General features: G+C 60.0%; 15 protein-coding genes. 1 reads left to right on the top strand and 14 read right to left on the bottom strand.

All coding sequences use genetic code 11. The features are described from left to right. Nucleotides 1-13: 13 nt before the first annotated feature. The 3 genes from AAF659_RS01795 to AAF659_RS01785 all read right to left on the bottom strand — a co-directional run bounded on the left by AAF659_RS01795 (nt 14) and on the right by AAF659_RS01785 (nt 3,024). The gene (locus AAF659_RS01795; RefSeq protein ID WP_349749988.1) at nt 14-1,318 is read right to left on the bottom strand and encodes an efflux RND transporter periplasmic adaptor subunit; all 1,305 of its coding nucleotides are present in this window, start codon (nt 1,316-1,318) and stop codon (nt 14-16) included. Then, on the bottom strand, nt 1,318-2,592 hold the full coding sequence (locus AAF659_RS01790) for a TolC family protein (protein ID WP_349749987.1): 1,275 nt from the start codon (nt 2,590-2,592) through the stop codon (nt 1,318-1,320). The genes AAF659_RS01795 and AAF659_RS01790 overlap by 1 nt, the downstream gene beginning before the upstream one ends. Nucleotides 2,593-2,658: 66 nt before the next feature. Continuing rightward, nucleotides 2,659-3,024: a hypothetical protein gene (locus tag AAF659_RS01785; RefSeq protein WP_349749986.1), complete on the bottom strand. Its 366-nt coding sequence runs from the start codon at nt 3,022-3,024 to the stop codon at nt 2,659-2,661. A gap of 199 nt (nt 3,025-3,223) precedes the next feature. Here AAF659_RS01785 and AAF659_RS01780 point away from each other — a divergent pair, with 199 nt between their 5' ends. Next, nucleotides 3,224-4,123, top strand: a complete 900-nt coding sequence (locus AAF659_RS01780; protein ID WP_349749985.1) for a cation diffusion facilitator family transporter — start codon at nt 3,224-3,226, stop codon at nt 4,121-4,123. A gap of 109 nt (nt 4,124-4,232) precedes the next feature. Here AAF659_RS01780 and rpoS read toward each other — a convergent pair whose 3' ends face one another. The 11 genes from rpoS to kdsA all read right to left on the bottom strand — a co-directional run bounded on the left by rpoS (nt 4,233) and on the right by kdsA (nt 13,482). Next, a complete protein-coding gene (gene rpoS / locus AAF659_RS01775; RefSeq protein ID WP_349749984.1) occupies nt 4,233-5,243 on the bottom strand; it encodes an RNA polymerase sigma factor RpoS in 1,011 nt (336 codons plus the stop codon). 80 nt (nt 5,244-5,323) lie between these two features. Next, nucleotides 5,324-6,184: a peptidoglycan DD-metalloendopeptidase family protein gene (locus AAF659_RS01770; RefSeq protein WP_349749983.1), complete on the bottom strand. Its 861-nt coding sequence runs from the start codon at nt 6,182-6,184 to the stop codon at nt 5,324-5,326. A 255-nt stretch (nt 6,185-6,439) separates the two neighbouring features. Beyond that, nucleotides 6,440-7,384, bottom strand: a complete 945-nt coding sequence (locus AAF659_RS01765) for a DUF368 domain-containing protein (protein ID WP_349749982.1) — start codon at nt 7,382-7,384, stop codon at nt 6,440-6,442. Continuing rightward, nucleotides 7,381-8,037, bottom strand: a complete 657-nt coding sequence (locus AAF659_RS01760) for a protein-L-isoaspartate(D-aspartate) O-methyltransferase (RefSeq protein ID WP_349749981.1) — start codon at nt 8,035-8,037, stop codon at nt 7,381-7,383. The genes AAF659_RS01765 and AAF659_RS01760 overlap by 4 nt, the downstream gene beginning before the upstream one ends. Continuing rightward, nucleotides 8,038-8,787, bottom strand: a complete 750-nt coding sequence (gene surE / locus AAF659_RS01755) for a 5'/3'-nucleotidase SurE (RefSeq protein WP_349749980.1) — start codon at nt 8,785-8,787, stop codon at nt 8,038-8,040. Further along, nucleotides 8,784-9,752 carry a tRNA pseudouridine(13) synthase TruD gene (gene truD, locus AAF659_RS01750; RefSeq protein WP_349749979.1) on the bottom strand — a complete coding sequence of 323 codons (969 nt, stop codon included), beginning with the start codon at nt 9,750-9,752 and terminating at the stop codon, nt 8,784-8,786. The genes surE and truD overlap by 4 nt, the downstream gene beginning before the upstream one ends. After that, nucleotides 9,749-10,243 (bottom strand): 2-C-methyl-D-erythritol 2,4-cyclodiphosphate synthase, encoded by a 495-nt coding sequence (gene ispF / locus AAF659_RS01745; protein WP_349749978.1) that lies wholly within the window; start codon nt 10,241-10,243, stop codon nt 9,749-9,751. Before ispF ends, truD begins: the two co-directional genes overlap by 4 nt. After that, nucleotides 10,240-10,971: a 2-C-methyl-D-erythritol 4-phosphate cytidylyltransferase gene (ispD, locus tag AAF659_RS01740; RefSeq protein ID WP_349749977.1), complete on the bottom strand. Its 732-nt coding sequence runs from the start codon at nt 10,969-10,971 to the stop codon at nt 10,240-10,242. Before ispD ends, ispF begins: the two co-directional genes overlap by 4 nt. Nucleotides 10,972-10,980: 9 nt before the next feature. Continuing rightward, on the bottom strand, nt 10,981-11,253 hold the full coding sequence (locus tag AAF659_RS01735; RefSeq protein WP_349749976.1) for a septum formation initiator family protein: 273 nt from the start codon (nt 11,251-11,253) through the stop codon (nt 10,981-10,983). A gap of 31 nt (nt 11,254-11,284) precedes the next feature. After that, a complete protein-coding gene (gene eno / locus AAF659_RS01730) occupies nt 11,285-12,583 on the bottom strand; it encodes a phosphopyruvate hydratase (RefSeq protein WP_349749975.1) in 1,299 nt (432 codons plus the stop codon). A 53-nt stretch (nt 12,584-12,636) separates the two neighbouring features. Then, nucleotides 12,637-13,482 carry a 3-deoxy-8-phosphooctulonate synthase gene (kdsA, locus tag AAF659_RS01725; protein WP_349749974.1) on the bottom strand — a complete coding sequence of 282 codons (846 nt, stop codon included), beginning with the start codon at nt 13,480-13,482 and terminating at the stop codon, nt 12,637-12,639. Nucleotides 13,483-13,484 lie beyond the last annotated feature (2 nt).

The raw sequence follows: 13,484 nt of genomic DNA, 5'->3' as shown, positions 1-13,484 counted from the left end.
GGTCGCGGTGGCCTCAGTGGGAATGGCCGGCATGCTTGAGCTGTTCACGGTCGAATTCCGCCTTGAGCGTGAAGGTATTCACAGCGGCGTAACGTTCACCAGCGGAAAGCCCCTGCAGGATTTCGACCTTGCCGTCGGCCTTGCGCCCGAGCTTGACCGGGTGGGCCCTGAAGCCATGGTCGGTCCGCACAAACACCCGCGGCCCGCCATCCATGGTCTGGACCGCGGTCTGCGGTACAACCACATCCGCATCCACCGTTTCCACGGTCACATTCCCCGTGATGAACTGACCCGGATACCACTGGCCGGAAGCGTTTTCCAGCACCACGCGGCCCCTGGCAGAGCGGGTGGTTTCCTGCATCAACGGCGTGACATAGGTGATGGCGCTGATGGCCGACGCATTGGAATCCGTCGCTTGCACGGTGACACTCTGGCCCGGACTCACATCGTCAATGCTCTGGGGAAAGATGCTGAGCTGGCCCCAGACCTGCTCCCGGCTGGCGATCACAAAAGAGGAATCCCCGGCGGCATTGGCGCTCACCCGCTCACCACGGGTGAGGTGGCGTTCAATGATGGTGCCGTCCGCCGGGGCAGTCAGCTCGTAACGGGCAAGGCTTGCATTGCTCTCCAGATCCAGCGCCTCGATGCCTTCCGGGGTCATGCCCAGGGTGCGCAGCTCGCGGCGCACCAGCTCAACCTTGACCTGTGCTTCGCTCAGTGCCTGGCGGCTCTCCTGAAGTTCGGCCTCGGAGGCGATCTGGTCGTTGGCCAGTCGTTGCTTGCGCTGGAAGGTGGCGCGCGCCAGCTCGAGACTGGCCTTTGCCGACAGGAATTGCGAACGCACCCGGGCCAGCTCACGGCTCGAAAGCACGGCGAGCACCTCACCTTCACTGACCTGTTCACCGCTCTGTTTCAGCAGTTTTTCCGCCCGTCCGGAAACACGGGCCGTCACGTGTGTGATCAGGCCTTCATCGAACACGACCTCGCCGGGGAATTCCCGCCTGATGGACAGTGAGCCCGGCCCCGCTTCACGCACCTCGAGACCGAATTCACGGATCACCGCGTCCGAGAGTGCAAGTTCCTGGCCACCCTTTTCGCCCTCGTGGCTTTCCTCTGAGGCACTTTCATGATCACCATGGTCTTTTTCTTCCTTTTGGCCTGAATGATCCTGGCCATCGTGCTCCTTTTCTCCCTCAGCAGGCTCTTCATGCCCATGATCGCCGTGCCCGTCTTCCCCGGCATGCGGCTCGTGGCCATTACCACAACCGGCGAGCGTCGCCATAAATACAAATACGATCAGAACGTTCCAGCGCTTCATTACATCGACTCCCCGGGGGCCAGACCGACCGCCTCTTTCAATTCCAGTTTCGCCAGGCGTGCTTCAAGGAGCAGGTCCGCCCGTGTACGCTCGGCCTGCCAGACGGCATTGGTGGCATCAATCAGTTCCGTGAGCGTGACATTGCCGGCGCGATAGCCCTGCTCGCTCTGCTCAACAACCTCTCGGGATGGCTCAAGTATCTGCTTTTCGTGACGCGCCAGGCGTGTCATCAAACGCCCGAGGGACTCGTGCGCTGTTGCAAGCTGGCGCTCAAGTTCACGCCGTCCTTCCCTGTGGGTTTGGTTCGCCTGTTCCGCCCTGCCTCGGGCAGCCGCCTCGCGGCCTCCGTAAGTCGTCCAGAGGGGAATCTCCAGGCCCAGCCCAACGGCATAGGCGTTTTCTTCCTCGCCCCGCAGCGCGAACCGCTTATGGCTGAACGTCAGGTTAAGGTCCGGAATGCGTGAGGCATCCGCTTCACGCACCCTGGCCCTCGCGGACTCCGTTTCCTGCCGTGCCTGCCTGAGTTCCGGGTGGCTGACGAGGCGGGATTTCAGGTCAGACAGACGAGGCGGCCTTGATACGGCGAAAGTGGTCTCAAGCTCGAGGTCCTCGCCGCCACTGAGGTCCAGGAGGTTGCGGAAACGGTTCAGTACCGTCGCCCGGTGGCGACGGGCATCGGAAAACCTGGCGTCCGCCTGGGCGGCCAATACTGACAGGCGGCTGGCTTCACGCATGGCGATGTCGCCACTCTCCGAGCGTTTCTGGGCAATATTCTCAAAGCGATCGGCCTGCTCGGTCTGGCGCTGGGCGATGGTCATCTGTGCCTGTGCGTGTTGCAGCCGCTGGTACAGCCGCGCCGCCTCATGGGCTACGGAAAGCGATGCCCCATTTACGCCGGAACGCGCTGCCGAGACCGCCTGCTCCGCAGCCTCGGCATCCGCGGTGGTACGCCCACCAATGGGAATGGGCTGTATCAACTGCACGTTCTGAACGCGGATATCGTTGGTCTTCAGTTCCTGCCCGAGCGCGTCCCCCGCCGAAACATTCAACGAGGGGTTCGGCCAGACACCGGATTCCTCGTAATTGCCCTGCTCACTCGCAAGGGCTGCCTTTTCCCGCTCAATGACAGGTGAGACGGACTGTGCCCGCTCGATGCTCTTCTGCAGGGTCCAGCTTCCGGCGTACACCCGCGCTGCTGTTACCAGCATCAGCGCGGTGATCAATGCCCAGGGTAAACGCCTGCCCTTGCAGATACACTTAACCAAGTGCTGCATGGTGTTCTCCGATACGCAATGTTTCGTTCGGTATGCGGAAAACCACATACCGCGGATTGGGAGTGTTCAGGCGTGAGGCGGGTCGCGGGGTTGGGCAAGCGTGTAACGTGGTGGTGGCTGAGGTGCCTGTACGAGCTGCGAGCCCACATCGATTGGGGCTGCAGTGACCACTATGGGCTGTGGCCAGTCGGTGATCACCAGGTCCAGGGACCAGTCGCCGGACTGCTCCCGACTTATCGGGTCTGCATCCAGGCCATTCTGGTCCCCGTGCAACTCATGGGAAAAATCCGCATGGACAGTGTCCGAACCGGACTGACCATGGTCCCCCAATTGATGGAAATGAAGCCCCGCACCAAGCAACAGCTGAATCACGAAAACAACCGTCAGGGCTGCATTGAGCCGGCGGCCTGATCGCTGATTGTTCACAAACATTGCGTTTGCCCGCAAATGCATAAGCTTCAATTATCCAAAAAACGTCGATACGGCATAAGCACAGCCGCTCGCTGCTTTAGTAAGGTGAGGCTACCACAGATTAAGCGACCTGCAATGGTCGGTTACTAAAGTTGCTGTTGCAAAAATGATCCTTGGCCGAAAAAATCCGGAAGTTAGGGCATCACAATTGGAGTAAAGCATGGACCACAATCATGACCACTCGGCAGGAGACCAACGGGTCGGCATCGCGATTGTAAGCAATTTCCTACTCACCCTGGCCCAGATCGGCGGCGGTATTCTTTCAGGCAGTCTTGCACTCATTGGCGATGCCCTGCACAACTTCTCGGACATGGCGTCGATGGTCATTGCTCTGATGGCGCGACGCATCGCGCGGCGTCCCGCGGACCCGGCAATGACATTTGGCTACGGCCGCGTGGAAACCGTTGCCGCCCTGGTCAACTACACGACCCTGATTCTTATCGGGCTTTATCTGGCCTTCGAGGGCATCATGCGCATTCTGGATCCGACGGAGGTTGCCGGCATGCCGGTCATCCTGTTGGGTCTGCTCGCATTGGTCGTAGACACTCTCACGGCTGTTCTTACCGGTTCCATCCGAGAAGGGGGATCCAACATCCGCGCTCTCTTCCTGCACAATCTCAGTGACGCCCTAACCTCAGTAGCCGTAGTGGTCAGCGGCGTTCTCATTCTGCTTTATGACTGGCGCCTCGTTGATCCACTGATCACGCTGCTGATTGCCGGCTACATCTTTTGGCTTTCAGCGACGGAGATTGGCGGGGTAATCCGTGTGCTTATGCTGGGCAGTCCACCGGAGATTGATACGGAGGCAGTGTTGGATTGCATCCGGGAGTTTAACGGTGTGCGCGATATCCATCATGCCCATTTCTGGTTGATGGAGGAAAATGCGGCCTCTCTGGACACCCATGTAGTGGTGACCACCGATGCATGGCCGGAACAGCAGACGTTGAAAGAGCGTATCCGTGAGGCCCTTGCCAGCCGTTTCGGCATTCAGCATACAACACTGGAATTAGAGCCCGAAGACCAGCGCCACGAAGGTGCAACCCTTTACGGTTGTCCCTGATTCAGGCAGTACTCAATGGCCTGATCGACACGCTACCGCACGGGCCCCTACGAGCGCCACCGATTCATGGCCCCTGGCGCTTTTATGCTGCGCTCCGGGGCCGATGAGATCACGCCTCAAAGAGCATATCGCCTGAGAGCCCTTCTTTCTCAAGAATCTCGCGCAGGCGGCGCAACGCCTCTACCTGAATCTGGCGTACCCGTTCGCGGGTAAGCCCGATTTCGGCACCAACCTGTTCCAGGGTCATGGTTGCGTACCCGCGCAGCCCGAATCGACGGCAGAGTACTTCTTGCTGTTTTTCACTGAGCTGGTCCACCCACTCCCCAAGGCAACCCTTGATATTGCTTTCCTGAAGCAAAGCAGCCGGGTCAGCAGAGCCTTCATCAGGCACCGTGTCGAGCAGGGACTTATCGCCATTATGACCGATGGGCGTATCAACCGATGCAACGCGCTCATTGAGCCCCAGCATCCGCTTCACATCCTTAACCGGCTTATCGCACTTATCAGCGATTTCCTCAGCAGTGGGCTCATGATCCAGTTTCTGACTCAGTTCCCGGGAAGCTCGCAGGTACAGATTGAGTTCTTTCACCACATGGATGGGAAGGCGGATCGTGCGGGTCTGGTTCATGATGGCCCGCTCAATGGTCTGGCGGATCCACCAGGTGGCATAGGTGGAGAACCGGAAACCGCGCTCCGGATCGAACTTCTCTACCGCCCTGATCAGGCCCAGATTGCCCTCCTCAATCAGATCGAGCAGTGTCAGGCCCCGATTAACATAGCGACGGGAAATCTTCACCACAAGGCGCAGGTTGCTCTCGATCATGCGGCGACGCCCGCTTTCATCACCGTCACGGGCCAGCCGCGCGAAATGCTTCTCTTCTTCCGGCGTGAGCAGCGGTGAAAAACCGATCTCATTGAGATAAAGCTGTGTGGCATCCGCCTGCTGCTGGCGGCTCGTATAGCTGTAACGCGACGTCCTGGAGCGTGCGCGTTCAAGCGCTTCCGCGTCTTCTTCCAGTTTGGCGGCTTCCTCGTTAGCGGCCACGGCCTCTTCCGGATCCATCCCCGACTCCTCAGCCGATGTGTCAAGCGCTGCTTCCTGAACCATCTCTTCCGACATCGTTTTCACCTGCGTTAACTGATCTACCCCTTGAACGCTTGCGGCCTTGTTTAACTTTTTGTGGGCCGGCAAGCCCCGGATCAGCGACGCGGAAGATACTGCATCGGGTTCACCGGATCGCCCCGTCTCCGTATCTCGAAGTGGAGCATGATTCTGTCGGCACCCGAATCCCCCATCTCGGCTATTGTCTCGCCCTGCCCAACGTTCTGGCCTTCGTCCACCAGAATTTTCCGGTTGTGGGCATAGGCGCTGAGGAAGGTTTCGCTGTGGTTCACGATGATCAGGTTGCCGTACCCCAGCAACCCGCTCCCGGCGTAAACCACGCTGCCATCCGCAGCAGCCCTGACAGAGTCTCCCGCGTCACCTCCGATATCAACACCTTTGTTCACATCGGAGCCGTCTGATGAATATTTCGCAATAATCGGGCCAGAATGCGGCCATGCCCAATCGATTTCGGATGCCGCTTCACCAGTTGACTGTAACGCATTGTTACTGCGGGATCCGCGGTATGCGTTCTCATCTGCACCAGTGGATTCGGTGGGCTCATTGGCCGTGGAAGCGCTTCGGGCCGGGGATGAGGTCCTCTGGCTCGCGGAATCGGACCCCGATCTGGTGGCTGAATGGCTCTCGGGGGCTTCGACATCGAATCGGATCACATCCCCTGGATGGATCTCATAGGGCGGCTCGATATCGTTGGCAGCGGCGAGTCTGCGGTAGTCCCAGCCATACCGCATGGCGATGCTGTAGAGGGTTTCACCTTCGGATACCTGATGATGCCCCCAATTCACTCTCGGGTTGTAATCGCTATCCAGAAGCAGATCGGTGGAGTTACAGCCACCAATCAGGAGCACGACCAGAGCAACCAGCAGCGACTTCCGGATGATCCGAATACCGGTCCCTTTGTGGCTCCCGACAGCCTGCCTGACCGCTGTGAACCCCATCAGCAATAGAACTTTCCGTTATTGAGTTGTCTTTTTTTATTCCAAAAAATTCCAAAACATTCACAAGAACCTGAGGAGATGTGGGTAAACCGCTCTTTTGTCTGGATGTTTTTTGCTCAGAACTGGGTTACGCGCCTGCCCTTCTTCGTTACCTGTGGGAACACTCCTCGTAACAGATCACACAGATTCCGTGGATCAGTTCCACATCCATAGTGATCCGGTTCAAGTGTATGAGCCGAAGCACAATACGGCCAGTTACCGCTTGCTTCCATCTGCTTTTCCCAGCCACTCGACCAGAACAATCAACCCGAAACCCAGACCAGCAAGCGACACAACCATAACCGTCTGAGGTTCGCCGCCTGTCACCTCAGCGTAATGCCAGGGAGCCAGATTCTCATACAGCAACGGCTCGGCATCGCCGGCGGAGCGGTTGCGCCACGCAACCACCTTTTTCCAGGGCCACAGGTTAGTGAGCGAGCCAACCATGAAACCGGTCAGCACCGCCAGTGTTACTGACGGGAAGCGTGCCAGGGTGGTCGCCACCAGGCGCGCCATGGCCACCAACCCCAGTGCACAACCACCCGCAAAAATCGCCAGGATTGCCAGTGATGGCTCACGGATAGCGTCCAGAATGGGCTCATAGAGCCCCAGCAGAAGGAGGATAAAACTGCCCGATATGCCTGGCAGCACCATTGCGGATATGGCCACAAAACCGGCCCCGAATGCGACCATGGGCGTCAGCGCGAGGGTGGCGGGCGTTAGCTGGGCAATACTCCAGGCTACCAGGGCTCCAACTACCAGCCCGAAGCCGGCAGCTGATGACCATAGAGGGACCTGTCGACCCACATGGATTACCGCGCCAACGATTAGGCCGGAGAAAAACGCCCGCACCAGCATTGGGTGGTCATCCAGCAGTGTTCCGATACCATGAGCAAGGGTCACAACACTGAACAGGATCCCGCCCAGAAGCATCACAAGGAATCCGGCATCCATCGTCTTCCAGGCCATGACAGGACTGCGCTGACGCACCAGAGTTACGCCGGCTTCCGGAATGTGGCCTAGCGCCGCTAGCAGGCGCTGGTAGATGCCGGTAATGAGCGCCATGGTGCCGCCCGAGACACCGGGCACAATATCCGCAGCGCCCATGAGGCAGCCCCGGAGGATGATGCCAGGGGCGGATTGGGCGCCCTCGTTGCTCATCGCACCACGCCGCCGAGCACGGGCACAAAGCGCACAGGCTCGATCTCACGGCGCTGAAACTCCTCCCCATGACGGGTAATCAGGGTCAGCATCTGGGTATCACGACCCAATGGTGCGACGATGCTGCCGCCGTCCGCCAACTGATCATACAGCGCTGCCGGTATATCACCCGGTGCCGCTGTCAGGATCATGCCATCAAAGGGCGCGGCTTCAGGCCAACCCTGACTGCCATCGCCCAGGCGCAGGAAGGCATTGCGATAACCCAGGCGCTGCAGCCGCTCCCGGGCCTGGCGGTGAAGACCGCCGATACGCTCGATGCTGTACACTTCTTTACCAAGGTACGCGAGTATCGCTGCCTGATAACCGGAACCGGTGCCCAGTTCCAGGATCCTTGTGGCGCCAACCTCCAGCAGAAGCTCCGTCATGCGCGCAACCACATAAGGCTGGGAGAGCGTCTGCTGGTAGCCAATGGGCAGTGCGGTATCCTCGTAGGCACGGTGCGACAGCGCCTCATCCAGAAAAATATGCCGGGGCACATTCGCGATCGCATCCAGCACCTCCGCGCGCTGTATGCCCTCTTCACTGAGACGCTCCACAAGCCGCATCCGCGTGCGCTGGGAGGTCATGCCGATCCCCTGGAGTTCAGTGTTCATTCAGAATCCGTCTTTCAGCCAGTCATTCAGGTTCTGGAAGGTATCATAGTGCGTCATGTCCACATTGACGGGCGTGATGGACACATAACGCTCGCGAATGGCGTGGAAGTCGGTTCCGGGGCCGGCATCGTCCTCATCTCCGGCAGCCCCGATCCACATGCGCTCGCGCCCGCGTGGACAGTGCACCCGCTGGGGCAATTCACCCCGGCCGCGATGCCCCAGGCGCGTGATCTGGAAACCCTGGAGCTCACTGAAATCGACATCCGGCACGTTCACGTTAAGCACTGTTCTCGGAGGAACCGCAAGCGGATCCGGGCGCAACAGCAGGTTCCGGACCACCCGCGCCGCCGTATCAAAGCGCCAGTTGCCCTGGTTCGCAAGCGAGATGGCAATCGGCGGATGACTCAACAGGCGCCCTTCCACGGCCGCCGCCACCGTTCCCGAATAAATGATGTCATCCCCCAGATTGGAGTGGGTATTGATCCCGGATATAACCCGATCAAATTCAATTCCGAACATGTCGCCGATGCCCAGATGGACACAGTCGGTGGGCGTACCGTCGATGGCAGTGAAACCACCCGGCACCACTGTGGCCTCAAGCGGTCGCGTCAGGGTCAGCGCATTGCTGGCACCAGAGTGATCGCGGTCCGGCGCTGACACACGCACGTCTCCCAGATCCTCTAGGGCATCATAGAGTGCCTTGAGTCCTGGCGAATAAACACCGTCATCATTGGAAAGCAGCAGTTTCATGGCGTTCGGGAACCGTCCTCCAGATCCAGAATCTCGTTGACCACCACGGTGGCAAAGCCCCCCGCGGGCAGGAAAAAATCGAACATGACACTATCACCCTCATGCTCCAGAGCGCAGTCTAGCGGTTTCAGCGCCAGGCTGCGACGAGCTGCACGCATTCTTGTGGCGCGCAGCAGCGCCATGAACCCCGGGTACTGCGCCGCAAACGCCAGCTCCGCCTGCGCCAGGGTTCCCTGGGCGCCACAGCAATCATCACCGAACAGTGGGCCTGACGGCGATGATTCCGGCTCGCCCTCGCGCTGTTCCAGCCAGTCTCCGGCTACCAGCCGGCCCGCCAGCCATTCGTTGAACAGCCAGCTTCGTGCAGCCGACAGCTGCATCCCCGAACGTGCCCGCTCACGCGGGCGCTTGAGCCGTTCCGGATCCAGCTGCGAGGCCGCGACCAGATTGGCGCCCTCACGGCCGAATCGCTGGGGACCAAAATAGTTCGGACATCCGTTGGTGGCCACCGTCTGCCAGCGCTGGCTCAGAAGCTGCTGGTCTGCTTCTAGGTCACGCACCCGGATCCGGAAACGATTACCGGCCAATTCGCCCGTGCGCAGTTTCCGCCTGTGCCGGCCTGCCGACAGGACACGCCACTGCGCGGAGACAGCCTTCAGAACGCCATCGGCGTTCGCCGGGGTACAGGGCATACTGAACCACTGACGGGTCACTGCATGGCGGTCCTTGCGCCCAGCGTACCCCACGGCCGCCGCCGGACACCCGGCCATGCGCGCCAGCCCTTTAGCAACCCAGTCTGTGTTATCACCGCATTTTTCGAGCTGGATGAACAGGTGCTCACCCTCGCCATCAGGATGCCATCCGAGCTCTTCGGTTACCTCGAAATCCTCGGGGGCTACACGAATCCGACCCGAGCCCACAGGTTCTCCTCCGGCGCGCGGCCAGGAAAGGCGCCAATCCGTCATGAATCCCCGCTGCTGCGGCGACTTTCAACCAGGCAGACCGCCTGGGCCGCAACGCCTTCGGCACGCCCCACAAACCCCAGGTGTTCGGTTGTTGTGGCTTTGACGCTGATGCGCTGCGGGTTAACCGCTAGGTCCTCTGCGATATTATGCCGCATGGCATCCACATGCGGTGCCATTTTTGGCGCCTGCGCCATCACCGTGGCATCGATGTTCACCAGCTGATAGCCCTGCATCCGGACCTGACGGTAGACCTCACGCAGCAGCGCGCGGCTGTCGGCGTCTCGCCAGCGCTGTTCGGTATCAGGGAACAAGTGGCCGATATCACCCAGTGCAATGGCGCCCAACAGAGCATCACTCATAGTGTGCAGCAACACATCCCCATCCGAGTGCGCCCGCAATCCCTGGTCATGGGGAATCACCACGCCACCGATGCGGATATGGTCACCCTCTTCGAAGGCGTGGACGTCAAAGCCCTGCCCCACTCGTATCATGCTCCAGCCCCTCCGGCCTGTTGCTGTTGCTCAATAAACCATGCCGCCATGGCCAGATCCCCTGGATGAGTGACTTTGATGTTGTCCGCTCTGCCCGGAACGACAAGCGGATGTAAGCCCAGATGCTCTACGGCCGAGGCCTCATCCGTCACCGTGATATCCCCGGTAGCGGCCATCAAAAGGGCCTGCTCCAGAACGCCACTGCGGAACAGCTGCGGCGTCTGGGCTCGCCAGAGGTGACGGCGATCGCGCGTGGCAATCACATGACCAGTATCATCCACTTCCTTGACCGTATCCGTGACAGCCTGAGCCAGAAGCCCACCTGAGTCGCTGTCACCCACCGCCTGCACAAGCGCGTTGATATCCGAGGACGTAATGCAGGGGCGAGCGGCGTCATGCACCAGCACTGGATGCTCCGCCGGCATCGTCAGGGCGCGGAGCCCAGCAAGAACGGATCCAGCACGGCTGGCCCCGCCAGTGCAGGTATGGATGTGCCGGGCCGCTGCGCTGCGAGTGTGCGCCCACCAACCATCCTCAGAACCCAGGGTCACCATAATGGTGGCTTCCGGTAATACCCGGATCAGCCGTTCAATGGTGATATCAATCAGAAAGCTGTTACGGAGATTCTGATACTGCTTAGGGCGATCACCCCCGATACGGGCACCAACACCCGCGGCGGGAATGACAATGGCTGGCTGTGGGCCCTCAGGGGCAGTGTAGGCCGGCATGGGTCCGCTTCAGGGCTCCACGACCAGAAAGAAGGTTTCATCTTCGCCGACCATGCCGAGATTGCCGCGGGCACGTTCCTCAATCGCGCGGGTTCCGTCACCGAGATTATTCACCTCGGCAAACAGTTCTTCGTTACGGTAACGGAGCCCGGCATTGATGGTCTTCTGCTCATCAATCTGCTCCTGCAGGGTCCAGGCATGAGGCAGGCTGTTTTCGCCCGCCCAGAGCCGGACCTGCAGCAGCAACGTCAGAACGGCCATGATGCCCCACAACCATTTCATGCACGACACTCCCTGGAAGCCCAGGGGATGCTCAGCTCCCCTGGCCCTTGATTTCGGTCAGACCGCGGTATACCGCTCGGTTTCCGAGCTGCTCTTCAATCCGGAGCAGCTGATTGTACTTCGCCACACGATCAGAGCGGCACAGCGACCCGGTCTTGATCTGGCCGGCGCTGGTGGCCACGGCCAGATCCGCGATAGTGGTATCCTCGGTCTCACCTGAACGATGCGAGATAACGGCAGTATAGCCTGCATCCTGCGCCATGCGAACGGCATCCAGAGTCTCGCTGAGGCTGCCAATCTGGTTGAACTTCACAAGAATGGAATTGCCCACGCCTTTATCAATGCCTTCCTTCAGGATCCGGGTATTGGTCACGAACAGATCATCGCCGACCAGCTGGACTTTGTCACCAAGCCGGTCTGTCAGGGTTTTCCAACCGTCCCAGTCGCCTTCGTCCATGCCGTCCTCGATGGACACGATGGGGAAGCGGTCACAAAGGCCAGCCAGATAGTCACTGAATTCGCCCGCGTTGTACTGCTTACCTTCGCCTTTCAGATCGTAGACACCATCGCTGTAGAATTCGGATGAAGCACAATCCAGCGCCAGCGTTACATCCTTGCCAAGGGTATAGCCAGCACTTTCCACAGCTTCCCGGATGACTTCCAGAGCGGCCTCGTTGGAGGGCAGGTCTGGCGCGAATCCGCCTTCGTCACCCACACCGGTGTTCAGCCCCTTGCTGTTGAGGACCTTCTTGAGGCTATGGAACACCTCGGCACCGCAGCGCAGAGCTTCACGGAAGGTCGACGCAGCTACTGGCTGGATCATGAATTCCTGGATGTCGACATTGTTGTCAGCGTGCTCGCCGCCGTTGAGGATGTTCATCATGGGCACGGGCATGGAGAACCGCCCGGCAGCGCCGTTGATCTCGGCCATGTGCTCGTACAGCGGCCGACCCATGGCGGTGGCGGCGGCCTTGGCGTTCGCCAGGGACACGGCCAGGATGGCGTTGGCGCCAAGATTCTGCTTGTTGTCGGTGCCGTCGAGCTCGAGCATCGCGTTGTCGATGGCGCGCTGGTCGGCGGCGTCCATGCCCTGGAGGGCCCCGCCGATGCGGTCGTTGACAGCGGCAACAGCAGTCTGGACGCCCTTGCCGAGGTAGCGGTTCTTGTCCTTGTCGCGCAGTTCCAGCGCCTCCCGCGAACCGGTGGAGGCGCCAGAGGGGGCGCAGGCGCTACCAGTCTGGCCGGATTCGAGGATCACGTCAGCTTCGATGGTGGGGTTGCCGCGGGAATCGAGGACTTCGCGGGCTTTGATGTTGGCGATTGTTGTCATCCGTTCAACCTCTCTTATCTTTGAATCGATCAGTGATTCAGGAAATGGAATCGTTACACCGTATCCAGAGGCTCAAACCCCTTTACGAGGTCATCCAGTTGTTTGAGTTGAGCAAGGAACGGCTCGAGCTGTTCCAGCCGCAGAGCACAGGGCCCGTCGCATTTGGCCTGGTCCGGGTTCGGGTGCGCTTCGAGGAAAAGGCCGGCCAGGCCCTGTGACAGTCCGGCGCGGGCCAGTTCAGTGACCTGCGCGCGGCGACCGCCAGCCGAGTCGGCGCGGCCGCCTGGCATCTGCAGGGCGTGGGTGACATCGAAGAACACCGGCACACCGAGCTTTTTCATGGTGCCGAAACCGAGCATGTCCACCACCAGATTGTTATGACCAAAGCTAGTACCGCGTTCGCAGAGGATGACCCGGTCATTGCCAGCCTCGCCACACTTGTTGATGATGTGGCTCATTTCATGAGGCGCCAGGAACTGGCCTTTCTTGACGTTGATAACGGCGCCGGTACGGGCCATGGCTACCACCAGGTCCGTCTGGCGTGACAGGAACGCGGGCAGCTGGATCACGTCACAGACGTTGGCAGCCGGTTGGGCTTGGTGCGGTTCGTGGATGTCGGTCAGGATAGGGACGCCATAACGATTGCGGATCTCATCGAGGACCGCCAGTCCTTTGTCCAGTCCCGGGCCACGGAATGAGTGCATGGACGAGCGGTTGGCCTTATCGAAGGAGGCCTTGAACACGTACGGGATGCCAAGCCTGGCAGTGACCTGGCTGTAGGCGTCCGCCACTTCCAGGGCCAGCTCCCGGGATTCCAGCACATTCATGCCGCCGAACAGGGTAAAAGGGCGGTCGTTGGCAATGCGGAGGTCAGCGATGTTGATAGTGCTCTGCGCCATAA

Source organism: Salicola sp. Rm-C-2C1-2, assembly GCF_040196175.1.
In the GTDB taxonomy this organism is placed as follows: Bacteria; Pseudomonadota; Gammaproteobacteria; order Pseudomonadales; family Oleiphilaceae; genus Halospina.
This window is presented reverse-complemented; position numbering and strand designations above follow the sequence as displayed.